Raw genomic sequence first — 24,852 nt, 5'->3', positions numbered from 1 at the left:
GGCTGGCGATGAAGCGCCTCGAGAAGTGAAGGCAAAGCATCAACGGCTGACGCTGGCGCTGCTGGCGCTCGCGGCGGTGGTCGCCGCGGCGCTGCTGGCGATGTCGGCGCTCAAGGATCAGGCGTCCTTCTTCTACGCGCCCTCCGACGTCGCGCGACAGGGCTTGCCACTCGGCCGGGCGGTACGGCTCGGCGGGATGGTACAGGCAGGCTCGATCAAGCGCGCTCCCGACGGCGTCACCGTCCATTTCGTCGTCGGTGACGGCATCGCGACCACGCCCGTCACCTTCGCCGGCATCACCCCCGATCTGTTCCGCGAACGCTCGGGCGTCGTCGCCGAGGGGCAGTTCAACCCCGATGGCAGTTTCACCGCCACCAATCTGCTCGCAAAGCACGACGAAAAATACATGCCCCCCGAACTCGCTGGCAAGATGCACGAGACGCGGACGCTGAAGCCGTGATCGCCGAGGCAGGCCTCGCCGCTTTGTGGCTCGCCGCCGCGCTCGCCGCGGTGCAACTGGCGATGGCGGCGCTCGGGTTGACGCGCGGCCAGCCGGCATTGGTCGCCGCGGTACGGCCGATCGCGATCGTCCAGGGCGGGCTCGCTGCGATCGCCATGGCGGCGCTGATCGCGCTGTTCCTCGGCTCGGACATGTCGGTGAAACTCGTCGTCGAGAACAGCCATTCCGCCAAGCCGTGGCTCTACAAATTCGCCGGCGCCTGGGGCAATCACGAAGGGTCGATGCTGCTCTGGGTGACGATCCTCGGTCTTGCCGGCGGCGCGGTGGCGATCCTCGAACGGCGCCTGCCCGAACGCACGCTGATCGCGACGCTGGCAGCGCAGGCGGGAATCGCACTCGGCTTCTACGCCTTCCTGCTCTTCGCCTCCAACCCCTTCGCCCGGATCAGCCCCGCGGCCCGCGACGGCCTCGGCCTCAACCCCTTGTTGCAGGACCCGGGTTTGGCCTTCCACCCGCCGACGCTCTACATCGGCTACGTCGGCATCTCGGTCGCCTTCTCCTTCGCGGTCGGCGCGCTAATCACCCGCGACGTTGGCCCGGTCTTCGCCAAGGCGATGCGCCCCTGGGTGCTGGGCGCGTGGATCTTCCTGACGCTCGGCATCACCGCGGGCAGCTATTGGGCCTATTACGAGCTCGGCTGGGGCGGCTGGTGGTTCTGGGATCCGGTCGAGAATGCCTCGCTGATGCCGTGGCTCGCGGCGACCGCGCTGCTCCATTCGGTGACCGTCCTCGCCACCCGCGACGGCCTGCGCGCCTGGACGGTGATGCTTGCGGTGGTCGCCTTCTCGATGTCGATGATCGGCACCTTCCTCGTCCGCTCCGGCATCCTGACCAGCGTCCACGCCTTCGCGGTCGATCCTGAGCGCGGCGCGTTCATCCTCGTGCTGCTCGCGCTCTATATCGGCGGCGCGTTGGCGCTGTTCGCGGCGCGGATCGGCACCGTGCGCGCCGGCACGACCTTCGAATTCGTCAGCCGCGAGGGCGGGCTGGTCATCAACAACCTGCTACTGTCGGTGATCCTCGGCGTCGTGCTGATCGGCACGCTCTATCCGCTCGTCGCCGCGAGCTTCGGCGTCCAGCTCTCGGTCGGCCCGCCCTTCTTCAACGCCGCGGCGGGGCCGATCGCGCTCGCTTTGGTCGTGGCGATGGCGGTCGGTCCGCTGCTGCGTTGGCGCCGTGACGAGGCGGGCGCGCTGCTCGACCGGCTGATCTGGCCGATCGCCGCGGCGGGCTTCACCGGCGCCGGACTGATCGCACTGGCGCCGCCCGGGGTGATGCCGCTGCTCGGCCTGTCGCTCGCCGCCGGGCTTGCGGTCGCGAGCGTGCTGCCGACGATCGGCCGCAACCCGTGGCGCACGCCCCTGTTCACCTGGGGGATGGTCGTCGCGCATCTCGGCATCGCGGTCAGCCTTGCCGGCATGGCGTGCGACAGCGCCTATACCGCCGAGACGCTGATCGCTGCGCGCGTCGGCCAGCCGGTGCGCGTCGGGCCCTATGTGGTCCGGCTCGACGGCATCAAACCGGTGGTGGGCGAAAACTGGTCGGCGCTCGAGGCGCGGCTCAGCGCCACCCGCAACGGCGAACGGATCGTGCTACGCCCGCAATCGCGCTTCTTCTCCGATCCGGTGACGACCACCAGCGAGAGCGCGATCGCCACCGAATGGGACGGCCAGCTCTACACCGTGCTCGGTCAGCCGGACGGGCAGGGGCGCTGGCAATTGCGCTTGTGGTGGAAGCCGTTCGTCACCCTGATCTGGTTCGGCGGTGCGCTGATCGCGCTGGGCGGCGCGCTGTCGCTGGTCGGTCGCTGGCGCCGCGAGCGCCGAGCGGCGGCGCGCGAGGCCTATGCATGAGGCGGTGGCTGCTCTGGCTACCCTTTGCGGTGTTCGCTGCGATCGTCGTGGTGGTGGCGAGCGGCCTGTTCGCTCCCGCCGATCGCGCCGTACGGTCCGCGCTGATCGGCAAGCCGCTCCCGGACTTCGCGCTGCCGCCGATCGTCCCGGGCAAGCCCGGCCTATCCACCGCGGACTTCCGACGGGGCCAGCCACGTTTGCTCAACGTCTTTGCGAGCTGGTGCATCCCCTGCGCCGCCGAATCGCCGCAGCTGCTGCGGCTGGAGGCGATGGGGGTCCAAGTCGACGCGATCGCGATCCGCGATACCGCGCCGGCGTTGCGCGACTTCCTCGCCCGCTACGGCGATCCCTACGAGCGGATCGGCGCCGATGCCCAGAGCGCCGTGCAACTCGCGCTCGGCTCGTCAGGGGTGCCGGAAAGCTTCGTGATCGACGGCGAGGGGCGGATCGTCCTCCAGCATATCGGCGACATCCGCGCCGAGGACGTCGACGCGATCGCCGCCGCGGTCAGGAGCGCGCGATGAAGCATGCCCTGCTCCTGCTGGCGCTGATCGCGGCGCCGGTCGCGGCCGATCCGTCGACGCCGCCCGCAGCGCTCGCCAACACGCAATTGCGCGACCCCGCACAGGAGGCGAAGGCGCGCGACCTGATGGCGACGCTGCGCTGCCTCGTCTGCCAGGGCCAGTCGATCGCCGACAGCGACGCGAGCATGGCCGGCGACATGCGCGCGCTCGTGCGCAGCCGCATCGCCGCGGGCGAGACGCCCGATTCGGTCCGCGCGTGGCTGATCGAACGCTACGGCGATTACGTCAGCTACGATCCGCCGCTCGGCGCGGCGACCTGGCCCTTGTGGCTCGCGCCGATCGCCTTGCTGGTGCTCGGTGCCGTGATCGCGCGGTCGAGTTTTCGGCGGCGGAGGCGCTGATGGGCTGGCTGATGCTCATTCTGATCGCGGCGGCGGCAATGGCCGCGCTCGTGCTGCTGCGGGTCGACAGGCTGTTGTGGTCGATGATCGGCGCGGCACTGATGCTCGGCGCGGCCGGCTACGCGTGGCAGGGCTCGCCGACGCTGCCGGCCAGTCCGGCACGGCCCGAGGCCTTGCGCGTCGCCGACGATCCGTCGCTGGTCGACCTGCGCGAGCGGATGCTCGGCCGGTTCACTGCCGACGCGGCCTATCTGATCGCGTCGGATGCGATGGCGCGGTCGGGAGACCGACGGTCGGCGGTGCGGGCGATCCTCGGCGGGCTCAACCGCTATCCGCGCAGCCTGATGCTGTGGACCGGGCTCGGCACCGCGCTGGCGACGCATGACGGCAATATGCTGTCGCCGCCGGCGCTGTTCGCCTTCCGTCAGGCGATCCGGATCGCACCCGAGCATCCGGCGCCGCTGTTCTTTCTGGGCCTCGCCTATGTCCGCGCCAACGACTATCCGGCGGCGCGGCAGGCGTGGGCAAAGGCGCTGGCCTTGTGTCCGGAGGGGGCATCCTATCGCCGCGACATCGCGGTCCGGCTCGACTTGCTCGACCGTTTGCTGGCGACGCAAGGGCCGCAGTAATTGCGGCGAAATCGAGGCAACATGGACAAGATGGACACCTGAACGGAAACGATCCGGCCTCATCGTTTCCAATTCTGTGCTGATCGATCACGATGAGAAAGAGCGCCGAATGACGGCGATCCCTAGCATCTTGGTTGTGGCGTAGGACAGCGCGGCGAATTTGCGCTGTGGATGCAGTCGCTTGAGACACATGCGATCCTATCGGGTGCGCGTCCCGTCTGCGTCGCCGGGCAGGATCATGCGAAACGGGCCCCGGCGTCAGGCCGAACGGCCGTTCGTGCCTGAGCGCCGAGGCCCGTCTTCCGCTAACGGCGTGATTACTTGCCGCGGCCGGTCTTGCCCTGAAGTTCGTCGATGCGCTTCGATGCGTCCGCCTTGGTCAGCGAATCGTCGAATTCCTCGCCGGCTTCCTCGGACAGCGTCTTGAGGTAGCTCGCCTGCGCGCCGGTCATCGTCTCGTCGCCGGTGGTCCAGTCGCTCGGATCCTTTTCGGCGTTCGAGGTCGGGTGGGTCTTGGGGTTTTCGGTCTCGGACATGGTTGGAGCCTCTCTTGGTATCGGAGGCTTCAACCACCCTGTTCCACGTTCGTTCCGCTTAGCCGTTCCACGCCTCGAACGGCAGGTCGAGCGCTTCGGCGACCGCCTGATGGCGGATCTTTCCGCCCGAGACGTTGAGGCCGTTGGCGAGATGCGGATCGGCCGCCATCGCCGCCTCGGCGCCGAGGTTGGCGAGCTTGAGCGCGAACGGCAGCGTCGCATTGTTGAGCGCGAAGGCCGAGGTGCGCGCGACCGCGCCCGGCATGTTGGCGACGCAATAATGGGTGACGCCGTCGACCTCGAACACCGGGTTCTCGTGCGTCGTCGCATGGCTGGTCTCGAAACAGCCGCCCTGGTCGATCGCGATATCGACCATCACCGCACCGCGCTTCATCGTCTTGACCATCTCGCGCGTCACCAGCTTGGGCGCGGCCGCACCCGGCACCAGCACCGCGCCGATGACGAGATGCGCGCTCTTCACCGCCGCCGCGATCGCCGCCTTGCTGGCGTACGCGGTCTTGATCTGACTGGAGAAGAACATGTCGAGCTCGGCGAGGCGATCGTTCGAGATGTCGTAGATCGTCACGTCGGCGCGCATGCCGACCGCCATCTGCGCGGCGTTGACGCCCGAGACGCCGCCGCCGAGGATCGCGACCTTCGCCGGCGCCACGCCCGGCACGCCGCCGAGCAGCACGCCGCGGCCGCCCTGTTCCTTCTCGAGATAATGCGCGCCGACCTGCACCGACATGCGGCCCGCGACTTCCGACATCGGCTTGAGCAGCGGCAGGCCGCCGCGCGCCGCGGTCACCGTCTCATAGGCGATGCAGGTCGCGCCCGACCTGATCAGCCCCTCGGCCTGCGGCTTGTCGGCGGCGAGGTGGAGATAGGTGAACAGCAGGTGGCGCGGTTCGAGCAGCGCGATCTCGCTCGCCTGCGGCTCCTTGACCTTCACGATCATGTCGGCGGCGGCGAACACCGCGGCGGGATCGGGCAGGATGGTCGCGCCCGCGTCGATATAATCCTGATCCTCGAAATCGATGCCGGCGCCGGCCTTGGTCTCGACGACGACCTCATGGCCCGCGGCGACCAGCTCGGCGACCGACGGCGGGGTCAGGCCGACGCGATATTCGTGATTCTTGATTTCCTTGGGGACGCCGATGCGCATCATTGTTCTCCTCTTCTGCGCTACCCATAGCCGCGACCGGGCGGGAGAAGGTCGCAATGTTTTGCGACAGTGACATGGCTAGCAGGATTTTCTTGCGCAGAATGGCAGTGTAGCGGGAAATCCATGATCGACGCCCTCGACCGCAAAATCCTGTCCCATCTGCTCGCCAATTCCGACCTGACCAGCGCCGAACTCGGCGAGGCGGTCGGCCTGTCGCCGAGCGCGGCGCATCGCCGCGTCGGTTCGCTCAAGGAGCGCGGCTATATCGCCGGCTTTCGCGCGGTGCTCAGCAAGGCGGCGCGTGGCAACCCCAGCGTCGTCCTCGTCAACGTCACGCTGCGCGACCAGCGCGAGGAGACGATGGCGGCGTTTGAGCGCGAGATCGGCGACGTTCCCGAAATCCGCGACTGTTTCCTGATGAGCGGCGAGGCCGACTATATGCTCCACGTTGAGGTGCGGCGCGACGACACGTTCGAGCGCATCCATCGCGAGACGCTGGCGCGGTTGCCCGGCGTCACCCGGCTCGCGTCGCATTTCGTGATTCGCGAGGTGTTTAGACGTCCCTGATCGATACGGCGCCGCCGCGACGCCGTTGCCCGCATCGTTCAGCCCATGCTAAGGCCCGCGTCTATGGAACAGGTTGGGAACAGCGCCGGTCTCCGCAGCGCGTCGGATCGGTCGTACCGCTCGTGAGTGGCCCCGTACCGGCCGCCGTCCCGAGTGCGCGGGACGATTCGGGCGATCACGGCCATCACGACGGCCTGCTCAAGCTGGCGGTGGGGGCGATCGGCATCGTCTTCGGTGATATCGGCACCAGCCCGCTCTACGCCTTTCGCGAGACCTTCGCCGGGCATCATCAACTGACACTCGATCCGCTGCACATCATGGGCGTGCTCAGCCTGATGTTCTGGTCGATGATGATCGTCGTGACGATCAAATATGTCGCGATCATTATGCGCGCCGACAACAAGGGCGAGGGCGGCAGTCTCGCGTTGCTCGCGCTCGTCTCGGGGCGGACCAAGAGCCGGCGCTGGTCGGCGGGGATCATCCTGCTCGGCGTCTTCGCGACGTCGCTGTTCTACGGCGATTCGATGATCACCCCGGCGGTGACCGTGCTCGGCGCGGTGGAAGGTCTGGCGATCGCCGCGCCGGCCTTCGCCGGGCTCGTGCTGCCGATCGTCATCGCCATCCTGATCGCGTTGTTCTGGGTGCAGAAGAGCGGCACCGCGCGGATCGGCCTCGTCTTCGGACCGATCATGCTCGTCTATTTCGCGGTGATCGCGGTGCTCGGCATCATCAGCGTCGTCCAGACACCCGAGGTGCTCTGGGCCTTCTCGCCGCATCACGCGGTGCATTTCTTCATCGCCGATCCGGTGCGCGCTTTCCTCGCGCTCGGCTCGGTGGTGCTGGCGGTGACCGGCGCCGAGGCGCTCTACGCCGACATGGGGCATTTCGGGCGCAAGCCAATCGGCCTGTCGTGGCTGGTGTTCGTGCTGCCGGCGCTGATGTGCAATTATCTGGGGCAGGGCGCGCTGCTGTTCCGCGACGGGCAGGAGGCGTTGAAGAGCCCCTTCTACATGCTGGCGCCGGACAGCCTGCAGCTGCCGCTGGTGCTGCTCGCGACGATGGCGGCGATCATCGCCAGCCAGGCGGTGATTTCGGGCGCCTTCTCGGTCACGCAACAGGCGATCCAGCTCGGCTTCATGCCGCGGCTGCGCATCGAACATACCAGCGCGGCGACCGCCGGCCAGATCTACATCCCGATCGTCAACTGGATGCTGATGGTGATGGTGATCCTGCTGGTGCTGTTCTTCCGCACCTCGTCCAACCTCACCTCGGCCTATGGCATCGCGGTGACGGGGGCGATGTTCATCGACACCTGCCTGCTCGGCGTCGCGCTGACCCGGCTGTGGAACTGGCCGATCTATGCCGCCGCGCCGCTGCTCGCGGTCTTCTTCCTCGTCGACGGCGCCTATTTCTCGGCGAACCTCACCAAGGTGCCCGATGGCGGCTGGTTTCCGCTGATGGTCGGCTTCATCGTCTTCACCTTCCTCACCACCTGGTCGAAGGGGCGGCAGCTGATGATGGACCGGCTGCGCGAGGCGGCGATGCCGATCAAGGTGTTCATCACTTCCGCCGCCAGCTCGGCGAGCCGGGTGCCGGGGACGGCGGTGTTCATGACCTCGTCGTCGGACGGCGTGCCGCATGCGCTGCTGCACAATCTCAAGCACAACAAGGTGCTGCACGAGCGCGTCATCCTGCTCACCGTCAAGATCGTCCAGCAGCCCTATTGGCCCGAGGCCGAGCGCGCGAGCAACGAGGAGATGGGCGACGGCTTCTTCCGCCTGATCCTGCGCTACGGCTTCATGGAAGAGGTCGACGTGCCGGCGGCTTTGAAGCGCGTCCATAGCTGCGGCACCGACTTCAAGATGATGGACACCAGCTTCTTCCTGTCGCGCCAGACCTTGCTGCCCTCCGAGCGGCCCGGCATGATGCTGTGGCGCGAGAAATTGTTCTCGTGGATGCTGCGCAACGCCGAAAGCGCGATGGAATTCTTCCGCCTGCCGACGAACCGGGTCGTCGAGCTCGGCAGTCAGGTGGAGATTTGACCGCGCCGATCATCGTGACCGCGCTCTTCGGTCGGCAGGATCAGGGCTGGTTCGACGCGCAGCGCGCCGCGCATTTTCCGCCGGAGCGCAACCAGCTCTCCGCCCATCTCACCATGTTCCATCATCTGCCGCCGTCGGCGGAGGCCGAGCTGAAGCATCGGCTCACGGGCATGACGCGCGGCGTGGCGGCGCCGGTGGCGCGGGTCGGCGGGTTGATCTCGCTGGGGCGCGGCGTCGCCTATCGTATCGAATCGCCCGAGCTGGTCGCGATCCGCGCCGAACTCGCCGACGCCTTCGTCGGGATGCTGACGCCGCAGGACGCGGGCGGCTGGCGACCGCACGTCACCATTCAGAACAAGGTGCAGCCCAATATCGCCAAGCTGCTGCTGACCGCGCTCAGCCGCGATTTCCGGCCGCGCGAGGTCGAGATCGCGGGACTTGCGACCTGGTGGTATCGCGGCGGACCATGGGAAGCGCTTTCCCGGCATATGTTCGCTTGACGGCTGCTGCATCGCACACTTATAGGCGCCACCTCACACGGCGGGGCGGAGTAGCTCAGCTGGTTAGAGCACGGGAATCATAATCCTGGGGTCGGGGGTTCAAGTCCCTCCTCCGCTACCATTTCTTCGGTAGCGCCCGCCGGTGTGAGCGATACGGACAGCGATAACGCTTTGTAAACGTTCGGTGTGCGACGCCGGGCGGTGCTGCGCAGCGAGACCGGTCATGCCCTATCACCATCCCCCAGAACGACGCCGCAGCGAGCGGCGCGCCGCGCCGGTCGCGCGCCCGGCGCTGCCCGAGCGACGGCTGGCCGACCGCCGCGCGAGCGAGGTGAAGCTGGTCCGCAAGCCCGAGCCGATGCACCGCGGCGTCTTGTGGGCCGCGGTGGTGATGGTGATGATCGTCGCCGATGGTGCGTTTCTGGACGGCGCCTACCGGCACATGGTGATCGACTGGTTCGCGGGGATCGCGGCCGGGGTGCGCGACTGGTCGGCGCACGTCTGGGATTGGGGTCACTGAGCGAACAGCGACCAGGGATCGCTCAGCACCAGCATCGCATCGGACCGGGCCAGCGCCACCAACGTCAGGCCATGGGCGCGCGCGTGGTCGATGCCGAGGCTGGTCGGGGCGGAAATGCCGACGAGCAGCGGCGTGCCGGCAACCAGCGCCTTGTCGACCATCTCGAAGCTGATCCGCGAGGTCACCAGCGTGAACGCGCCCGGCATCCCGCGGCCGATCAGCTTGTCGAGCGCATTGTGACGGCCGACGTCCTCGCACAGCGCGAGGATCGCGCCGTCGGCGGCGCAGGCGGCGGCGGCGTGGACCGCGCCGGTTTCCCGGTTGAGCTGCTGGTGGTCGCGGACGGCGGCCAGCGCGGCGAAGATCGCGGCGGGCGACACCGTCGGGCGGTCGGGGCGGCGCGCCACCGGGCGGGCGAGCTGCTCGAGGCTGGCGATGCCGCACAGGCCGCAACTGGTGTCGCTGGTGCGGTGGCGGACGCGGTCGTGGATGCGGCCGCGGCAGCGGTCGGCGAGCGCGATGCGGACGATCCAGCCCGCCTCGGCGTGATAGGCGTCGATATCGAGGATGTCGGCCGGGGTGTCGGCGAGCCGCTCGGTGAGCATGAAGCCGGTCGCGAACGCCTCCAGATCCTGCGGCGTCATCATCATCACCGCATAGCCGAGTCCGTCGACCTCGATCGCGACGGGCGTCTCGACCGCGATCGTGCGCGTGCCGGGGGTGACCGAGCCGTCAGGGCGCAGGATCAGCGTCGCTTCCAGTCGCGCCGCGGTCATAAAGCGGCGAGGTCGGCGGGAGTGTTGATATTGGCGAGCGGCTCCGGGCTGGCCACCGGCAGCGCGCCGATCGCCCGGGCCCAGCCGGTCACCGAGCGGCGTTCGGAGCGGCCGAGATGCGCGAGCAGATCGGGGGCCAGCGCGGCGGGCCAATGGCCGATCACCGGCGCATCGCTGCAATAGCTCGGCGCGCGTCGCAGCAGCGCGTCGAGCAATGCGGCGGGCAGCCGGGGCATGTCGCAGGGGAGGGTCAACACCGATTCGAAACCCTGCGCGGCGGCATAGGCGAGCGCGCCAGCGATGCCGCCGAGCGGACCGAGGTCCGGGCCCGGCAGGTCGGGCACACCGCCGTCACGCCCGACGACGACGACCGCATCGGCGCGGGCCTCGCCGAGGTCGCACATATGGTCGAGCAGCGGCCGGTCGCCGAACAGGGCGGCCGCCTTGTCGCGTCCGAATCGACTGGAGCGGCCGCCGGCGAGGATAGCGGCGAGGATCAGGCGGTGCGCTCCACCCGGACGGGCACGGATTTGCCAGCCGGAACATGGCTTTGCTCGGCCTTGTGGGTCACCGGCATGAGGATGTTGCACTCCGGATAATAAGCGCCCAGGCACCCCTGCGGAATGTCATAGGGCACGACGAGCAGTTTGTTGACCCGGCGGTCGCCGTTTTGCCCGGCATCGCCGACGAGATCGACGAGGTCGTGCTCTGCCAGCCCCATGTTCGCCATGTCGGCGCGGTTCATGAAGACGATGTCGCGCGTGCCTTTGATGCCGCGGAACCGGTCGTGATAGCCGTAGACCGTCGTGTTGAACTGGTCGTTCGAGCGCAGCGTCATCAACCGGAAGCGGCCCGGTGCCTCCTCGAAGCCGGTGGCGTTGAGCGTCGTCGGCACGTTGAACTCGGCGCGGCCGCTCTCCGTCAGCCACTGGCGATGCGCCGCCTCGACGCCCTTCCAGAAGCCGCCCGGCACCCACATCCGCTCGTTGAAGCGGGTGAATTTGTCCGGATAGGTCGCCTCGATCGCGTCGCGGACGAGGCCGTAATCGCCCACCCAGGCGTCCCAGTCGACCTTCGGGTTGGGATCGAGCGTCGCCTTGGCGATGCCGGCGAGGATCGCGGGTTCGGATAGCAACGTCTCGGCCGCGGGCGTCGCCTTGCCGCGCGAGCCGTAGATGCGGCTGAAACTGTCCTCCATCGTCACCGCCTGCGGGCCGCTCGCCTGATCGTCGGTCTCGATCCGGCCGAGGCAGGGGAGCAGATAGCAGGTCTTGCCGGGCAGCAGGTGCGTGCGGTTGAGCTTGGTGGCGATGCTGACGGTCAGGTCCATGCCCTGCCACGCCGGCTCGATCTCGGCGGTGGCGGGGACGGCGCGGGCGAGGTTGCCGCCAAGGCCGATGAACGCCTGCGCGGTGCCGGCGATGATATGCTCGCACGCCTCGACCGTGTCCCAGCCCTTTTCGCGCGGCGGCTCGAAGTCGTAGAGCTCTTTCAGCCGGTCGAGCGGCGCCAGTTCCGGCTTTTCGGTGATGCCGACGGTGCGCTGGCCCTGGACGTTGCTGTGGCCGCGCACCGGGCCGAAGCCCGCGCCGGGCTTGCCGACGTTACCGCGCAGCAGCATCAAGTTCACCAGCGTGTGCAGATTGTCAATGCCGTGGACGTGCTGGGTCAGGCCCATGCCATAGACGCAGATCACGCGCTTCGACTTGGCGTAGATGGCGCCGACGCCTTCCAGCTCGGAGCGGGTGAGGCCGCTCTCATGCTCGATCCGATCCCATTCCGTCGCGCGGACCATCTCGGCGAACGCCTCGAAGCCTGTGGTATGGTCGGCGATGAAGGCGTGATCGAGAATCGCGGGCGCGCCGATCCGCCGGCACTGGTCGTCCGCCTCGATGACATATTTGCAGATGCCCATCATCGCGGCGATGTCGCCGCCGGTCTTGACCTGATGATATTGGCTGGCGATCGGCGTCGACTTGCCGGTCACCATCTCGATCGGGTTCTGCGGGTCGGTGAAGCGTTCGAGGCCACGCTCCTTGAGCGGGTTGAACACGATGATCTCGACGCCGCGCTTGGCGCAGGCGCGCAGGGGGTGCAGCGCGCGCGGGCTGTTCACGCCGGGGTTCTGGCCGAAATAGAGGATCATGTCGCAACTGTCGTAATCCGAGAGGTGGATCGTGCCGACCGGCGAGCCGATCGCCGACTTGAGCCCGACCGACGTCGTCTCGTGGCACATGTTCGACGAATCGGGCAGGTTCTGGCTGCCGTACATCCGCGCCATCAACGCCCACATATAGCTCGTCTCGAGGCTCGCGCGGCCCGAGGCGTAGAAGACGACCTTGGTCGGGTCGTAGGTCTTGAGGTGCGCGCCGATGTCCTGGAACGCCTCGTCCCAACTCACCGCGACATAGCGGTCGCTGGCGGCGTCGTATTTCAGCGGATGGGTGAGACGGCCGGCCTGTTCGAGGTCGAAGTCTTTCCAGCCGCGCAATTCGGTGACGGTATGTTTGGTGAAGAATTCGGGCGTGGTGCGATAGGTGGTCAGCTCCCAGGCCGTCGCCTTGGCGCCGTTCTCGCAGAATTCGGCGATATGCGGATGCGCGGGTTTGCCCCAGGCGCACGAGACGCACATCACGCCTTCGGGCTTGTTCTGCCGCGCGAGCTCGCGGACCGTCTCGGGATTGACCTTCTCGCGCAGATTGATCCGGGCGACCGATTTCATCGACCCCCAGCCGCCGGACGGACCGGTATAGGGTTCGGTACTGATCTTGTCGTCGGCCACTTGGGTTATCCCTCTCGCTTCGCAAACGGGAACGCGCGGGGCGTGGGTTGGATGCAGGAGAAACCGTCAGATATCCGTACCATGCCAGCGCTCCTGCCGCCGCCCGTGGTCGGTGATCCGATCGTAGGCGCGCGTGGCGGCATTAAGCTGCTCGCCGAGCGCCGCAGCAACGGGATCGGCGGGCGTACAGGTCGAGTGGCGCAGCGCCTGCGTCACGCGTCGTACGTAAGTGAGATCGAGGCTGACATGCCCCGCCTCGTGCACGCGCAAATGCATGACCCGACGATCCCAGCGCCGTCGCAACAGGGGCGACACCGCGTCGCGATCATGCAGGCGGGGCAGCGTCACCGTGATCCGGTAGGTCACCTGCGGATGTCGCACATTGCATCGGCCGTCGCGGCCGATCGGCCAGCGCCAGCGGATGCGCAGGCGGGTGAACGCGTCGTACCGCTGGCCGTCGGCGGGATCGACCGGACCCCGCCGCCGCTGATCGTCGTCGATCTCCCGATAGCGTGTTCCGTGCACGTCGTAATAGACGATGCGGACGGCGGGCAGGCGCTCCAGTGCCGCCGGATCGACCGGCATCGTTGCCGCAACCAGGATCAAGCGCCATGTCATCGTCGTCCGCTCCGGCCAGCAGGCTCATGATAGACGTTTCTCGCCATCGACGTGGCCGGACGGCGGCGATTTGCCGACGGCATTCAAATTCGCGTTGCGATCCCCTAGATCAGCATCCGAATCTTCCACTTCCCCGACAGGCGTTGTTTCCATGACCACTCATTCCACGCGTATGCTGATCCTCGGCTCCGGCCCGGCGGGGCTGTCGGCGGCGATCTATGGCGCGCGGGCCGGGATGGCGCCGATCGTGGTGCAGGGCATCCAGCCCGGCGGACAGCTCACCACCACCACCGACGTGGAGAATTATCCCGGTTTCGCCGACGTCATCCAGGGGCCGTGGCTGATGGAGCAGATGCAGAAGCAGGCCGAACATGTCGGCACCCGGCTGATGTGGGACACGATCACGCAAGTCGACCTGTCGCAGCGGCCGTTCCGGCTGATCGGCGACGGCGGCGACGTCTATGAGGGCGAGGTGCTGGTGATCGCCACCGGCGCGCAGGCCAAGTGGCTCGGGCTCGAGTCCGAGGAGGCGATGAAGGGCAAGGGCGTGTCCGCCTGCGCGACCTGCGACGGCTTCTTCTATCGCGGCAAGAAGGTGGCGGTGATCGGCGGCGGCAATACCGCGGTCGAGGAGGCGCTGTACCTGACCAATCACAGCGACGACGTGACGCTGATCCATCGCCGCGACACCCTTCGCGCCGAGCGCATCCTGCAGGAGCGGCTGCACGCGCATCCCAACGTCAAGGTTCTGTGGAACAAGGAAGTCCGCGAGTTCGTCGACGGCGGCGGTAATGCCGGGCTGGTGGCGCTGACGCTGGAGGATACGGTGACCGGCGAACAGTCGCGGCTCGACGTCGAGGGCGGGTTCGTGGCGATCGGCCATCATCCGGCGACCGAGCTGTTCCGCGGGCATCTCGCGCTCGACGACGACGGCTATATCGCGGTGGAGACGGGCTCGACGCGGACCAGCGTGCCGGGCGTATTCGCCTGCGGCGACGTGGCGGACAAGGTCTATCGTCAGGCGGTGACCGCGGCGGGGACCGGGTGCATGGCGGCGCTGGACGCCGAGCGGTTCCTCGCGGCGGCGGAGTTCGAGGAAATGGCCGAGGCAGCGGAATAGGATTTTCGCGCGAAGACGCGAAGACGCGAAGATGGTTCGTGTGGGGTGGCCGCCTGCGCGGATATAGTCGGAGGCGGCCGGCCTACCTTTTCATCATTCCGACGAAAGTCGGAACCCATGGACACGCAGTCGCCTGGGGTCGCGCGCGCGATCTGGACCATCGTTACCATGGGCCCCGGCTTTCGCCGGGGTGACGATTGGGGGGGCGGAGAGCGGAGCGACGTGACGGCGCGCAGAGCATTCCTGAACGCAACATCTCTGCGTCTTCGCGTCTCTGCGCAAATCATCTTCGCGCCTTCGCGCCTTCGCGTCTTCGCGCCTTCGCGTCTTCGCGTGAACTAAACCTCGGCACCCGCCAGCGCCGCCAGAACGGCGGCACGGAGCTGGCGCTGGTCCTCATCGCGGGCGAAGCTGTGCGAGGCGGTCTCGATCGATCGCGCGGGCAGGTGGCGGGCGGCGGCGCGATAGGCTTGAGCGGTGGCGTCGCCGGTAGCGAGGATGACCGTCGCCACGTCGCCCCATTCCTCGATGGCGGTGACCATCTGCGTCGCCAGCGGTTGCGGCATGGTGCGAGAAGCCTTGCGTAAGCCATCGATTGCTTTGACCAAATCTATCTTGCCACTGAGCAATCTGGCCCATGCCGCGGGACTGGTCAGGCGCTGGCGATAGGTTGTACGGATCGCTGCGGCGGGGGGCATGTCGTCCGTGTCCTCGATCGTCCACGGATTGGCGAGCAGGAGGCGGTCGATGCCCGCGGCGCGGCCGTAAAGCGCAAGCGTGCTCGCCGCATCGCAATTTCCATAAGCGAGGATCGTCGTGAGCTGCGGCGCCTGCCTCCGGAAAGTGGTGGCGGCCGCGATGAGATCGTCGGCGCTCGAAAGGTAGCCGTTGTTCTCACCGGTCGAGTCGCCGACGCCGCGACGGTCGTAGCGGAAAGCGGGATATCCCGCTGCGGCGACATGGGCGGCGAGCAGCGCCATGCCGCGGTGCGCGCCGCAGCGGATCTCGTTGCCGCCGGAGACGATCAGCAGGCCGGTCCGGCCGGGGGCGGCATCGAGCGTGCCGACCAACGTCTCGCCCGCACAGGGGAAGGCGATCAGGCTGCGCATCGGGTCAGCCACGCCGCGATGTCATCGGCGAGTATCTCGACCAGCTGGAGATCGTTTCCCGGTTCGCTGCGCCGCCAGAGGGGCGCGGCGTCGATCTTGCGATCGGCCTCGGCGGGGTCGGTCGTCAGACGGACGACACGATCGGCCGGGGCCGGCTTCGCCGCGCCGAACGATGCCAGCAGCGTCTGCGGGATCGGATTGCCGGCGATCTCGATCGGGTCGGGCTGCGGCACGCTGTTCCCCGCCGCCCGCCATGTGCGGAGCAGAAGGCGGGCGAGCTCGTCGCCGGTCTGCGGCGCGAAATGCCAGCGCGCAATGCGGGGCGCGGCGGTGTCGAGGAGCGCGCCGCTGCGGATACCGATCGCATAGGTGGGGCGCCGCTCGGCCGGGATCGCGGCGAGCGCTTCGGCCATGCGCGGCAGCGTCGTGAGTGGTGCGAGGCTCTCGCCCTGGCCCGGCACGTCGGGCAGCACGCTGGCGATGCCGCGCGCGGCCAGGGCGCGCAGCAGCGTGACGGTGAAGGTGCGCGTACGATTGGCTTCCTCGAACAGCGGTAGCGCGGCGACGAGCAGGGGGCCGGTATCGGGGCCGAAGCGCAGCATCGCCTCGCGGCCGCCGGCCCAGTCGTAATGATCGATGCGCGGCGCCATGCCGCGCGACGCTAGACGAGCGCCTTGCTCGCCGCAAATTCGACGAGCGCGCCGAACGTCTCGAGCATGTCGCCGTCGACCTCGTCGTCCTCGATCAGGATGCCGAGCCGGTCCTCGATCTCGGTGAGGACGCCGGCGACGGCCATCGAATCGAGTTCGGGCAGCGCGCCGAACAGCGGCGTCGTCGCGGTGAATCCCGCGACGCGGTCCGCGGAGAGGCCGAGCACGTCGCGCAGCACGGCGCGGACGGTGGTTTCAACGGTATCATAGCCTTCGGGAAGCAAAGCGGCGCCCTTACCGGTTGCGGATCGACGCCCGTTAGAGGCTGGGGCTGCATTCGGCAACGGGGTGGCGCTATGAGGGGCCATGCCGACACCCGATCCCACGCCGTTTCCGATCGACCATCTGCTGCGCGGCGCGCCGCACGCGCCGGCGCTGATCGAGCGCGAGCGGTCATGGACGTTCGCGGAACTGGAGGCGGCGGTGGCGAGCGCGGCGGGGTGGCTCGGCGGGCTCGGGCTGGCGGCGGGGGAGCGGGTGGCGACGTGGCTGCCCAAGACGGCGCTCGCCTGCGTCATGCCGCTGGCGGCGGCGCGGGCGGGGCTGGTGCATGTGCCGGTCAATCCGGCGCTGCGGCGCGCGCAGGTCGCGCATATCCTCGCCGACAGCGGCGCGGCATTGCTGGTGACGCAGGCAGCGCGGGCGGCGACACTGGAGGCGGGCGACGTGCCGGCGCGATGCCGGGTGGTCGAGGGCGTGCCGCTGGACGGCGACGGGCCGGGCCGGTCGGGGGCGGACCCGCAGACGTTGGCGGCGATCCTCTATACCTCGGGGTCGACCGGGCGGCCGAAGGGGGTGATGCTCAGCCATGCCAATCTTTGGCTCGGCGCGGTGTCGGTCGCGCAGTATCTGCGCATCGCGGCGGACGATCGGGTGCTCGGCGTGCTGCCGCTGTCGTTCGATTACGGGCAGAACCAGCTTTTTTCGAGCTGGTATGCGGGGGCGGCGGTGGCGCCGCTCGACTATCTTACCGCGCGCGACGTGATGAAGGCGGTCGAGCGGGTCGAAGCGACGACGCTCGCCGGGGTGCCGCCTTTGTGGGTGCAGTTGCTCGATGTCAACTGGCCGGCGGCGACCGCGGCGCGGTTGCGGCGGCTGACCAATTCGGGCGGGGCGCTGACCGAGCGGCTGGTGCGGGGGCTGCGGTCGCAATTCCCGCGGGCGGAGCTGGTGGCGATGTACGGGCTGACCGAGGCGTTCCGCTCGACGTGGCTCGATCCGACGCTGATCGATGCGCATCCCGATGCGATGGGGCGGGCGATCCCGTTCGCCGAGGTGATGGCGGTGCGGGCGGACGGTGTGCGCGCGATCGGCGAGCCGGGCGAGCTGGTCCATGCCGGGCCGCTGGTCGCGCAGGGCTATTGGTGCGATCCCGAGCGGAGCGCGCAGCGTTTCCGGCCGGCGCCGGACTGGTCGGCGAGCGGCGGGCTGGCGGTCTGGTCGGGCGATACCGTGATCGAGGGGGCGGACGGGCTGTTCCGCTTCGTCGGGCGCGACGACGAGATGATCAAGAGCGCGGGCAATCGCATCAGCCCGCTCGAGATCGAGGAGGCGGTGCTCGCCGGCGGCGAGGCGCGCGAGGCGGTGGCGGTCGGCGTGCCGGACGCGCGGCTGGGGCAGGGGATCGTTGTGATGGTCGCCGGCGATGCCGCGCAGGAGGAGGCACTGCGGACGCGGTTGCGCACGCTGCTGCCGAGCTTCATGCAGCCGGCGCGTTACGTGTGGCGGGACGAATTGCCGCGCAACGCCAATGGCAAACTGGATCGCGCCGCGATCCGCAGCGAGGTGACGGCATGAAGCCGATGGGACCCCTGCCGGCGGAGTTCGCCGCACAATCCGGCATGCTGACGATCGCCGGGACGTCGGCCGCCGACTGGGCGGTGGAGACGCCGGTGTTCGTCTACGACGTCGGGATCGTGACGGCGCGGGTGGAGCGGTTCCGCGCGGCGTTTCCCGGGATCGACCTGCATTACGCGATCAAGGCCAATCCCTTGCCGGCATTGCTCGAACGCGTGGCGCCGCTGGTCGACGGGCTCGACGTGGCGTCGGGGGGCGAGCTGGAGACGGCGCTGGCGGTCAAGCCGGCGGCGGCGATCAGTTTTGCCGGGCCGGGCAAGCGCGATGCCGAGCTGATCGGCGCGATCCGCAGCGGCGCGACGCTCAATGTCGAATCGGCGGGCGAGGCGGAACGCGCGCTGCGGCTCGGTGACGAGCTGGGCGTGGCGCCGCGGCTCGCGGTGCGGGTCAATCCGGATATCGAGCTGCGCGGATCGGGGATGAAGATGGGCGGGCGACCGTCGCCGTTCGGCGTCGATGCGGTGCGCGCCGCGGCGCTGGTGCGGCGGATCGTCACCGCCGGCGCGGACTGGCGCGGCTTCCATATCTACGCGGGCAGCCAGGCGCTCGACGCGGGCGCGATCATCGAGACGCAGGCAGCGACGCTGGCGCTCGCTGCGCGGCTGGGCGAGGAGGCGGGGGCGGCGCCGCCTCTGGTCAATCTCGGCGGCGGGTTCGGCGTCCCCTATTTCGCGGGCGACGTGCCGCTCGACGTCGAGCGGGTCGGGGCGGCTTTGGCAGAAGTGCTCGACCGGCGCGCCGAGGTGCTGCGCAGCGCGCGGTTCGCGATCGAACTGGGGCGGTGGCTTGTCGCCGAGGCGGGCGTCTATCTGACGCGGATCATCGATCGCAAGGAGAGCCAGAGCGAAACCTTCCTCGTCACCGACGGCGGGCTCAACCATCAGCTCGCGGCGAGCGGCAATTTCGGAACGGTGGTGCGGCGCAATTATCCGCTGGCGCTGGCGTCGGAGATCGGCGGCGCGGCGGCGGAAGAGGTTTCGGTGGTCGGGCCGCTCTGCACGCCGCTCGACCGGCTCGGGGATCGTGTCGGCCTGCCGCATGCCGAACCGGGGGACGTGATCGCGGTGTTCCTCGCCGGCGCTTATGGCGCGTCGGCGAGCCCGGCGGGGTTCCTCGGCCATCCGCCGGCGGTGGAGATCGTCGCGGGCTGATCTGCCGCGGCGGCTATCGCAGCACGATCTCCGCGTCCAGCGTCCGGGCGGGAAGCGCGGCGGACGTGTCCTGTACGCCGATCCGCGTCCCGGACGGCAGCGGACCTAGATGATAGGTGACCTCGATGCCGGTGGCGGGGTCGCCGGGGTGGCAGGCGCCGGCGGTCACCGCGGCGCCGCAGAGCGGGCGCTGGGTCGCTTCCGCCGCCGCGACCTCGCCGTCGATGCGAAGCAGGCGGGCGCGGCCGATGCCCCTCTCCGTCACGACCACGCTGACCGGGCCGCTGTGGCGGCGGACGGTCAGCTGCTGGCCGGGGACGATCCGTTCCGACTGGGTGGCGGAACTGACCCCGGTGATCTGGAGATCGGTCAGCGGCGGCAGCGACTGTGCCGAAACGGGATCGGCGAAGGTGAACGACGCGGTCACCAAAAGAAGAGCACGGATCATCGCTTCATGATAACGAAGGCCGGCGGCCTTGGGGAGGGCGTCGGCATGTCGGCGAAATCGTTGACCTAGCGTTCCTAACGCTATCTTCACCTCTCCCGCCCCATGACGTGCCGCACGCGCCCCGCATCGCAATGCGGTCCTGCGTCTGGGGGTCAGGAGAAGATTATGCGTTCCGGTGTTCCCGTCCGTGTCCTGCTCGCCGTCGGTGCCGCGGCGTCGGTACTCGGCGGCTGTGCGAGCAGTGCCAGCGGACCCGTGCTGCCGCCGGCGACCTATGTCGCGAGCAAGGAGCAGCCGGGCGAGGAATATGTCATCGGCCCGCTCGACCAGCTCAACGTCTTCGTGTGGCGCAATCCGGAATTGTCGGCGAAGGTGCAGGTGCGCCCCGACGGCCGCATCACCACGCCGCTGATCAACGACATGCCCGCGGTCGGCAAGACGCCGTCGGTGCTCGCCGCCGACATGAAGCAGGCGCTGGGCCAATATGTGAAGGACCCGATCGTCTCGGTGATCGTCGAGAATTTCTCGGGCACCTACAGCCAGCAGGTGCGGGTGATCGGCGCGACCGAGAAGCCCGCGTCCATCCCGTATCGCGCCAATATGACGCTGCTCGATGCGATGATCGCGGTGGGCGGGCTGAACCAATATGCCGCGGGCAACAAGGCGAAGCTGGTGCGCCACGATCGCAAGACCGGGGAGCAGCAGGAATATAAGCTGCAGATCGCCGATCTGCTCAAAAAGGGCGATTCGAGCGCCAACGTCAGCCTGCAACCGGGCGACGTCATCATCATCCCCGAATCGATGTTCTGAGCGTGGGCGTGGGTGTCCTGAACCGGCCCGGCGGGATCGGCGCGCGATGAACGGCCTCTACGACGAGGTGCGGCTGGCGCTGCATGCGATCTGGACGCGGCGCTGGCTCGCGCTGGCGGTGGCGTGGGGGGTGTGCGTCGCCGGCTGGTTCGGGGTCAGCCAGATGCCGAGCCGCTACGAATCGCGCGCGCGCGTCTTCGTGCAGATGCAGTCGATCCTGCCCGCGTCGATGGACGCGCCGGCGCAGACGCAGCAGAAGGACGTCGACACGATCCGCCAGACGCTGATCAGCGCGGTCAACCTCGAGAAGGTGGTGCGCGGCACCGATCTGGCGCAGACGGTGTCGAGCGATCGCGACGTCGCCGATCGCGTCGCCGGCCTCGCCAGCGCGATCAAGGTCGAGAGCCAGCAGGACAATCTGTTCCAGATCACGACGACCGCCGCCAGCCCCAAGCTGGCGCGGGCGATCACGCAGAAATTGATCGACATCTTCGTCGAGCAGAACCTCGGCCGCGACCGCAGCCAGACGACGCAGAGCCTCGATTTCCTCAACAAGCAGCTCGACCAGTTGCAGAAGCAGCTCGCCGACGCGGACGCCAAGCGCGCCGACTTCCAGACGCGCTACCTCGGCTCCCTGCCGGGCACCGGATCGGTCGGCGACCGCATCGGTGCGTCGCGCAGCCAGATGGCGCAGGTCGACGGCGATCTCGCCGCGGCGCAGTCGAGCCTCGCGGCGGTGCAGGGGCAGATGGCGGGGACGCCGGCGTCGATCCCGGGTGCGAGCGGCGTCGCCGCCGGGCCGGCGCGGGCGGCGCTCAACGCGATCCAGGGCCAGCTCGCCGATGCGCGGGCGCGCGGCTATACCGACCAGCATCCCGATGTGGTGGCGCTCAAGCGGCAGCTCGCCGCGGCGCAGGCGGCGGCGCGCGGCGAGCCGGTCGGCGCGGGTGGCGGCGGTACGCCCAACCCCTTGTACCTCTCGCTGCAGTCGATGATGGCGGACAAACAGTCGGCGGTGGCGGCGCTCAAGATGCGCAAGGCGCAGTTGCAGGGCGACCTCGACCAGCTCAACGCCAAATTGTCGGGCGATCCCGAAGTGGCGGCGGAGCAGGGCCAGATCGACCGCGACTATCAGGTGCTCAAGGATCAATACGACCAGTTGCTAACCCAGCGCCAGCAGATCGCATTGCGCGGCCAGGCGCAGACGCAGACCGACAACGTCAAATTCTCGGTGATCGACCCGCCGACGATGCCGCGCGCGCCGACCGCGCCCAACCGGATGCTGCTGCTGACCGGCGTGTTGATCGCGGGGCTCGCCGCCGGGATCGGTGCGGCGTTCGCGCTCGGCCAGTTGCGCGCGACCTTCGCGACCGGTCCGCGGCTGGAGAAAGCGACCGGCATGCCGGTGATCGGCTCGATCGGCGAGGTGGTGACGCGGATGCAGGCGGACCAACGTACCAAACGGCTCAAGCTGTTCCTCGGCGGCACCGCCGGACTGGTCGCGGCCTATGTGCTGCTGCTCGGCGTCGAAGTGCTGCAACGGGGGATGGCGGCATGAACGGGTTGCGACGGGACGACGAGATGACGCCGACGCCGGATCGTGGCGAATCGCTGCTCGAGCGCGCCGCGCGCGTCTATGACTTCGGCACGCACCTGCGTCGCCGGGCGCCGGCGCTCGACCTGCCGGTGCTGGAGGCGGTCGCCGCACCGCCGCCGCCACCGCCGCCGGTCGACGCCTGGACCGCCGCCGATCCCGGTGCGGACCCGACCTTCCTCGCGATTCCGGCGGAATTGCGTGCGCCGGTCGGCCACGAGCTGCCCGACGCCTTCTACGAAACGCCCGAGCTGACCGATATCGCCGGGATCGACCGCGGCATGCTCGCCGAGGCCGGGATGATCGTCCCGGGCGCGCCGGTCGGCCCGCTCGCCGAGGAATTCCGGCTCATCAAGCGGCAGTTGCTCATCACCCGCGAACGCGTCGCGCGGGCCGGGCGCGACGATCCCGCGGCGCGCGACCGGGCGCGTACCGCGCTCGTCTGTTCGGCGCGGCCGGGGGACGGCAAGACCTTCTGCGCGGTCAATCTGGCGCTGTCGATGGCGGCTGAGCGCGACACCGAGGTACTGCTGGTCGATGCCGATTTCGCCAAGCCCGACGTGCTCGCCCGGCTCGGCCTCGCCGAACAGCCGGGACTGCTCGACGCGCTCGCCGACAGCCGGATCGACGTTGAGAGCCTGGTGATCCGCACCGATGTCGGCGGGCTGGCGATCCTGCCGGCGGGGACCAAGACCGCGACCGACACCGAGCTGCTCGCCTCGGCGCGGACGCGCGAGGTGCTCGCGCGGCTGCTCGAAGCCAATCCGCGGCGCATCGTGATCTTCGATTCGCCGCCGGCGCTGGCGGCGTCGCCGGCGGCGGTGCTGGCGATGCTGGTCGGGCAGGTGGTGCTGGTGGTGCGCGCCGACCGCACGCCGGAGAATGAGTTACGCGAGGCGGTGCAGCGGCTCGACGGCTGCGACGAGATCGCGCTGGTGCTCAATGCCGTGTCCTTCGTCCCCGGCGGCCATCGCTACGGCACCTATTACGGGCAGGAGCCCGGCAAGTGATCCGGATGCTGTCGGTAGGGGTGGCGCTGGCCGCGCTGGCGGTCGCCGGTCAGGCCGAGGCGCAGAGCCGGCGGCTGAATGCCGTGCCCTATATCGAGCTGGGTCAGGTGCTCGACGCCGATCTCAATTCCGGCGACGTGCTGACCTATTCGACGATCGCCGCGGGGATCGACGTCGCGGCGAGCAGCGCGCGGCTCACCGGACAATTGTCCTATCGCTACGAACGGCGGATCGCCTGGGACGATCGGATCGGCGACGACGACATCCATACCGGGCTCGCCCGGGTGTCGGCGCAGGTCGCGCGCGGGCTGACGCTGGAGGCGGGCGGCATCGCGACGCGCAGCCGCTCCGACATCCGCGGCGCGGCGCCGGGCGTGCTGGTCGGCAATGTCGACAACATCAGCCAGGTCTATGCGGTCTACGGCGGTCCGAGCTATGCGACGCAGGCCGGGCCGGTGGCGATCGCGGCAAGCTATCAGGCGGGCTATACCAAGGTCGAGAGCCCGAGCTTCACCGCGGTGCCGGCGGGAGAGCCGCGGCTCGATAATTACGACGATTCGTTCGGCCAGGCAGCCGGAGTCAGCGCCAGCGTGCGGCCGGGGCAGGTTCTGCCGGTCGGTCTGACCGCGAGCGGCGGCTGGGAGCGCGAGGATGCCGGTCAGCTCGACGGCCGCTACCAGAGCTGGCGGGTACGCGGCGACGCGCTGCTGCCGGTCTCGCCCTATGTCGCGCTGACCGGCGGAATCGGGTACGAACGGGTCGAGACGAGCAACCGGGCGGCGCTGACCGATGCGGCGGGGGCGCCGGTGGTCGATCGCGACGGACGGTTCGTCACCGATCCGGCGGCACCGCGCCAGATCGCCTATCGTACCGACGGCGTCTATTACGATGCCGGCGTGGTGTGGCGGCCCAACCGGCGGCTGTCGGCGGAGGCGCATGTCGGCAAGCGTTACGGCTCGCTGAGCTATACCGGGCTGCTGACCTATCAGGCGTCGGAGCATGTCGGCTTCGCCGCCGACGTCTATGACAGCGTCACCACCTTCGGCCGGCAGTTGCGCACCGGGCTCGCCAATCTGCCGACCAGCTTCCTGTCGGCGCGCGACGCCTTCACCCAGCAATATAACGGCTGCATATTCTCGACCAGCGGATCGACGCCGGGTGGCTGCCTTAACGACGTGTTCCAGTCGATCTCGACCGCAAGCTATCGCGCGCGCGGCGTCGACGCGGTGCTGTCGATCACGCGCGGACGGTCGACCTATGGCGGCGGCGTCGGCTATGCCAACCGCAAGCTGTTCAACCGCGACGACGTGCCCGGCGTGACGCTGTACGGGATCGAGGACCAGAGCGCCTATGCGCAGCTGTTCTTCAACCGCACGCTGACCGCGCTGTCGACGTTCGACGCCAATCTGTTCGTCAATTACTACGAATCGGGGATCGCACGCAGCGCCGGGCTCTGGTCCTATGGCGGTACGGCGAGTTATGGTCACAGTTTCGGGCGGATCACCACCACGGCGAGCGCGGGCGTTTACGCGTTCGATACCGGTGACGTGGATACCGCTTGGTCGGCGCAGGCACTGCTTGCCGCGCGCTACTCGTTCTAAGGGCATCGG

26 protein-coding genes and 1 tRNA gene are annotated in these 24,852 nt (G+C 68.8%); 17 read left to right on the top strand and 10 right to left on the bottom strand.

The window, feature by feature from the left end:
* Positions 1-25: 25 nt before the first annotated feature.
* The 5 genes from ccmE to AC07U4_RS03395 are packed head-to-tail and all read left to right on the top strand — an operon-like array spanning position 26 to position 3,927.
* Positions 26-460: a cytochrome c maturation protein CcmE gene (ccmE, locus tag AC07U4_RS03415; RefSeq protein ID WP_038659768.1), complete on the top strand. Its 435-nt coding sequence runs from the start codon at positions 26-28 to the stop codon at positions 458-460.
* Positions 457-2,373 carry a heme lyase CcmF/NrfE family subunit gene (locus tag AC07U4_RS03410; RefSeq protein WP_495194438.1) on the top strand — a complete coding sequence of 639 codons (1,917 nt, stop codon included), beginning with the start codon at positions 457-459 and terminating at the stop codon, positions 2,371-2,373. Before ccmE ends, AC07U4_RS03410 begins: the two co-directional genes overlap by 4 nt.
* Positions 2,370-2,897: a redoxin family protein gene (locus AC07U4_RS03405; protein ID WP_495194437.1), complete on the top strand. Its 528-nt coding sequence runs from the start codon at positions 2,370-2,372 to the stop codon at positions 2,895-2,897. Before AC07U4_RS03410 ends, AC07U4_RS03405 begins: the two co-directional genes overlap by 4 nt.
* Positions 2,894-3,298: a cytochrome c-type biogenesis protein gene (locus tag AC07U4_RS03400; protein ID WP_495180109.1), complete on the top strand. Its 405-nt coding sequence runs from the start codon at positions 2,894-2,896 to the stop codon at positions 3,296-3,298. Before AC07U4_RS03405 ends, AC07U4_RS03400 begins: the two co-directional genes overlap by 4 nt.
* Before the next feature lie 11 nt (positions 3,299-3,309).
* Positions 3,310-3,927, top strand: a complete 618-nt coding sequence (locus tag AC07U4_RS03395; RefSeq protein ID WP_495180110.1) for a tetratricopeptide repeat protein — start codon at positions 3,310-3,312, stop codon at positions 3,925-3,927.
* A gap of 317 nt (positions 3,928-4,244) precedes the next feature.
* Here the strand turns inward: AC07U4_RS03395 and AC07U4_RS03390 are convergent, their stop codons facing one another.
* Both AC07U4_RS03390 and ald read right to left on the bottom strand, forming a co-directional pair.
* Positions 4,245-4,463: a DUF3072 domain-containing protein gene (locus AC07U4_RS03390; RefSeq protein WP_038659752.1), complete on the bottom strand. Its 219-nt coding sequence runs from the start codon at positions 4,461-4,463 to the stop codon at positions 4,245-4,247.
* 58 nt (positions 4,464-4,521) lie between these two features.
* On the bottom strand, positions 4,522-5,628 hold the full coding sequence (ald, locus tag AC07U4_RS03385; RefSeq protein WP_495194436.1) for an alanine dehydrogenase: 1,107 nt from the start codon (positions 5,626-5,628) through the stop codon (positions 4,522-4,524).
* 123 nt (positions 5,629-5,751) lie between these two features.
* Here ald and AC07U4_RS03380 point away from each other — a divergent pair, with 123 nt between their 5' ends.
* The 5 genes from AC07U4_RS03380 (at position 5,752) to AC07U4_RS03360 (ending at position 9,257) form a co-directional block, all read left to right on the top strand.
* Positions 5,752-6,195 carry an Lrp/AsnC family transcriptional regulator gene (locus tag AC07U4_RS03380; RefSeq protein WP_137898596.1) on the top strand — a complete coding sequence of 148 codons (444 nt, stop codon included), beginning with the start codon at positions 5,752-5,754 and terminating at the stop codon, positions 6,193-6,195.
* A 122-nt stretch (positions 6,196-6,317) separates the two neighbouring features.
* Complete coding sequence (locus AC07U4_RS03375) at positions 6,318-8,237, top strand: potassium transporter Kup (RefSeq protein ID WP_038659746.1); 1,920 nt, start codon at positions 6,318-6,320, stop codon at positions 8,235-8,237.
* Positions 8,234-8,737: a 2'-5' RNA ligase family protein gene (locus AC07U4_RS03370; RefSeq protein ID WP_495194435.1), complete on the top strand. Its 504-nt coding sequence runs from the start codon at positions 8,234-8,236 to the stop codon at positions 8,735-8,737. The genes AC07U4_RS03375 and AC07U4_RS03370 overlap by 4 nt, the downstream gene beginning before the upstream one ends.
* Positions 8,738-8,781: 44 nt before the next feature.
* Positions 8,782-8,858 (top strand) — tRNA-Met (locus tag AC07U4_RS03365).
* A 102-nt stretch (positions 8,859-8,960) separates the two neighbouring features.
* Positions 8,961-9,257 (top strand): hypothetical protein, encoded by a 297-nt coding sequence (locus tag AC07U4_RS03360; RefSeq protein WP_495194434.1) that lies wholly within the window; start codon positions 8,961-8,963, stop codon positions 9,255-9,257.
* On the opposite strand, the gene fdhD is transcribed toward AC07U4_RS03360, so the two are convergent.
* From fdhD to AC07U4_RS03340, 4 genes are all read right to left on the bottom strand, one after another.
* Entirely contained in the window at positions 9,251-10,033 is a 783-nt protein-coding gene (gene fdhD / locus AC07U4_RS03355) for a formate dehydrogenase accessory sulfurtransferase FdhD (protein ID WP_495194433.1), read from the bottom strand. The two genes, AC07U4_RS03360 and fdhD, sit on opposite strands and share 7 nt — an antisense overlap.
* Positions 10,030-10,518, bottom strand: coding sequence for a molybdenum cofactor guanylyltransferase (mobA, locus tag AC07U4_RS03350; protein ID WP_495195006.1), 489 nt, complete (start codon positions 10,516-10,518; stop codon positions 10,030-10,032). The genes fdhD and mobA overlap by 4 nt, the downstream gene beginning before the upstream one ends.
* An 11-nt stretch (positions 10,519-10,529) precedes the next feature.
* A complete protein-coding gene (locus AC07U4_RS03345; protein WP_495194432.1) occupies positions 10,530-12,815 on the bottom strand; it encodes an FdhF/YdeP family oxidoreductase in 2,286 nt (761 codons plus the stop codon).
* Between the two features lie 66 nt (positions 12,816-12,881).
* Positions 12,882-13,433 (bottom strand): DUF922 domain-containing protein, encoded by a 552-nt coding sequence (locus tag AC07U4_RS03340; protein ID WP_495194431.1) that lies wholly within the window; start codon positions 13,431-13,433, stop codon positions 12,882-12,884.
* A 151-nt stretch (positions 13,434-13,584) separates the two neighbouring features.
* Here AC07U4_RS03340 and trxB point away from each other — a divergent pair, with 151 nt between their 5' ends.
* Positions 13,585-14,553 (top strand): thioredoxin-disulfide reductase, encoded by a 969-nt coding sequence (gene trxB, locus AC07U4_RS03335; protein WP_495194430.1) that lies wholly within the window; start codon positions 13,585-13,587, stop codon positions 14,551-14,553.
* Positions 14,554-14,891: 338 nt separating this feature from the next.
* On the opposite strand, the gene AC07U4_RS03330 is transcribed toward trxB, so the two are convergent.
* Genes AC07U4_RS03330 through AC07U4_RS03320 form a run of 3 tightly spaced genes read right to left on the bottom strand, consistent with a single transcriptional unit; the run spans position 14,892 to position 16,596 of the window.
* Positions 14,892-15,662, bottom strand: coding sequence for a hydrolase 1, exosortase A system-associated (locus tag AC07U4_RS03330; RefSeq protein ID WP_495195005.1), 771 nt, complete (start codon positions 15,660-15,662; stop codon positions 14,892-14,894).
* The gene (locus tag AC07U4_RS03325; protein ID WP_495194429.1) at positions 15,650-16,312 is read right to left on the bottom strand and encodes a hypothetical protein; all 663 of its coding nucleotides are present in this window, start codon (positions 16,310-16,312) and stop codon (positions 15,650-15,652) included. Before AC07U4_RS03325 ends, AC07U4_RS03330 begins: the two co-directional genes overlap by 13 nt.
* Positions 16,313-16,323: 11 nt before the next feature.
* Positions 16,324-16,596, bottom strand: coding sequence for an acyl carrier protein (locus tag AC07U4_RS03320; protein ID WP_495194428.1), 273 nt, complete (start codon positions 16,594-16,596; stop codon positions 16,324-16,326).
* An 82-nt stretch (positions 16,597-16,678) separates the two neighbouring features.
* Between AC07U4_RS03320 and AC07U4_RS03315 the strand changes: the two genes are divergently transcribed.
* Positions 16,679-18,169: an AMP-binding protein gene (locus AC07U4_RS03315; RefSeq protein WP_495194427.1), complete on the top strand. Its 1,491-nt coding sequence runs from the start codon at positions 16,679-16,681 to the stop codon at positions 18,167-18,169.
* Positions 18,166-19,380: a pyridoxal-dependent decarboxylase, exosortase A system-associated gene (locus AC07U4_RS03310; RefSeq protein WP_495194426.1), complete on the top strand. Its 1,215-nt coding sequence runs from the start codon at positions 18,166-18,168 to the stop codon at positions 19,378-19,380. Before AC07U4_RS03315 ends, AC07U4_RS03310 begins: the two co-directional genes overlap by 4 nt.
* A gap of 13 nt (positions 19,381-19,393) precedes the next feature.
* Here AC07U4_RS03310 and AC07U4_RS03305 read toward each other — a convergent pair whose 3' ends face one another.
* The gene (locus AC07U4_RS03305) at positions 19,394-19,828 is read right to left on the bottom strand and encodes a DUF4879 domain-containing protein (RefSeq protein WP_495194425.1); all 435 of its coding nucleotides are present in this window, start codon (positions 19,826-19,828) and stop codon (positions 19,394-19,396) included.
* A 165-nt stretch (positions 19,829-19,993) separates the two neighbouring features.
* On the opposite strand from AC07U4_RS03305, the gene AC07U4_RS03300 reads away from it, so the two are divergent.
* Genes AC07U4_RS03300 through AC07U4_RS03285 form a run of 4 tightly spaced genes read left to right on the top strand, consistent with a single transcriptional unit; the run spans position 19,994 to position 24,843 of the window.
* Positions 19,994-20,638 (top strand): XrtA/PEP-CTERM system exopolysaccharide export protein, encoded by a 645-nt coding sequence (locus AC07U4_RS03300; RefSeq protein WP_038659714.1) that lies wholly within the window; start codon positions 19,994-19,996, stop codon positions 20,636-20,638.
* 46 nt (positions 20,639-20,684) lie between these two features.
* Positions 20,685-22,196: an XrtA system polysaccharide chain length determinant gene (locus AC07U4_RS03295; protein ID WP_495194424.1), complete on the top strand. Its 1,512-nt coding sequence runs from the start codon at positions 20,685-20,687 to the stop codon at positions 22,194-22,196.
* A 23-nt stretch (positions 22,197-22,219) separates the two neighbouring features.
* Positions 22,220-23,242 carry an AAA family ATPase gene (locus AC07U4_RS03290; RefSeq protein ID WP_038666386.1) on the top strand — a complete coding sequence of 341 codons (1,023 nt, stop codon included), beginning with the start codon at positions 22,220-22,222 and terminating at the stop codon, positions 23,240-23,242.
* 5 nt (positions 23,243-23,247) lie between these two features.
* A complete protein-coding gene (locus AC07U4_RS03285) occupies positions 23,248-24,843 on the top strand; it encodes a hypothetical protein (protein ID WP_495195004.1) in 1,596 nt (531 codons plus the stop codon).
* Positions 24,844-24,852: the final 9 nt, after the last annotated feature.

This window comes from Sphingomonas sp. GW821-FHT02B09 (assembly GCF_059421875.1).
The sequence above is the reverse complement of the archived record's forward strand: the minus strand, read 5'-3'. Positions and strand labels throughout refer to the sequence as shown.

Excerpts from the sequence above, each read along its gene's own strand:
- AC07U4_RS03405 (WP_495194437.1), top strand. The coding sequence starts at position 2,370 with ATGAGGCGGTGGCTGCTCTGGCTACCCTTTGCGGTGTTCGCTGCGATC.
- AC07U4_RS03400 (WP_495180109.1), top strand. The coding sequence starts at position 2,894 with ATGAAGCATGCCCTGCTCCTGCTGGCGCTGATCGCGGCGCCGGTCGCG.
- AC07U4_RS03395 (WP_495180110.1), top strand. The coding sequence starts at position 3,310 with ATGCTCATTCTGATCGCGGCGGCGGCAATGGCCGCGCTCGTGCTGCTG.
- AC07U4_RS03390 (WP_038659752.1), bottom strand. The coding sequence starts at position 4,463 with ATGTCCGAGACCGAAAACCCCAAGACCCACCCGACCTCGAACGCCGAA.
- ald (WP_495194436.1), bottom strand. The coding sequence starts at position 5,628 with ATGCGCATCGGCGTCCCCAAGGAAATCAAGAATCACGAATATCGCGTC.
- AC07U4_RS03380 (WP_137898596.1), top strand. The coding sequence starts at position 5,752 with ATGATCGACGCCCTCGACCGCAAAATCCTGTCCCATCTGCTCGCCAAT.
- AC07U4_RS03360 (WP_495194434.1), top strand. The coding sequence starts at position 8,961 with ATGCCCTATCACCATCCCCCAGAACGACGCCGCAGCGAGCGGCGCGCC.
- fdhD (WP_495194433.1), bottom strand. The coding sequence starts at position 10,033 with ATGACCGCGGCGCGACTGGAAGCGACGCTGATCCTGCGCCCTGACGGC.
- AC07U4_RS03340 (WP_495194431.1), bottom strand. The coding sequence starts at position 13,433 with ATGACATGGCGCTTGATCCTGGTTGCGGCAACGATGCCGGTCGATCCG.
- trxB (WP_495194430.1), top strand. The coding sequence starts at position 13,585 with ATGACCACTCATTCCACGCGTATGCTGATCCTCGGCTCCGGCCCGGCG.
- AC07U4_RS03330 (WP_495195005.1), bottom strand. The coding sequence starts at position 15,662 with ATGCGCAGCCTGATCGCCTTCCCCTGTGCGGGCGAGACGTTGGTCGGC.
- AC07U4_RS03325 (WP_495194429.1), bottom strand. The coding sequence starts at position 16,312 with ATGGCGCCGCGCATCGATCATTACGACTGGGCCGGCGGCCGCGAGGCG.
- AC07U4_RS03315 (WP_495194427.1), top strand. The coding sequence starts at position 16,679 with ATGCCGACACCCGATCCCACGCCGTTTCCGATCGACCATCTGCTGCGC.
- AC07U4_RS03310 (WP_495194426.1), top strand. The coding sequence starts at position 18,166 with ATGAAGCCGATGGGACCCCTGCCGGCGGAGTTCGCCGCACAATCCGGC.
- AC07U4_RS03305 (WP_495194425.1), bottom strand. The coding sequence starts at position 19,828 with ATGATCCGTGCTCTTCTTTTGGTGACCGCGTCGTTCACCTTCGCCGAT.
- AC07U4_RS03300 (WP_038659714.1), top strand. The coding sequence starts at position 19,994 with ATGCGTTCCGGTGTTCCCGTCCGTGTCCTGCTCGCCGTCGGTGCCGCG.
- AC07U4_RS03295 (WP_495194424.1), top strand. The coding sequence starts at position 20,685 with ATGAACGGCCTCTACGACGAGGTGCGGCTGGCGCTGCATGCGATCTGG.
- AC07U4_RS03290 (WP_038666386.1), top strand. The coding sequence starts at position 22,220 with ATGACGCCGACGCCGGATCGTGGCGAATCGCTGCTCGAGCGCGCCGCG.
- AC07U4_RS03285 (WP_495195004.1), top strand. The coding sequence starts at position 23,248 with ATGCTGTCGGTAGGGGTGGCGCTGGCCGCGCTGGCGGTCGCCGGTCAG.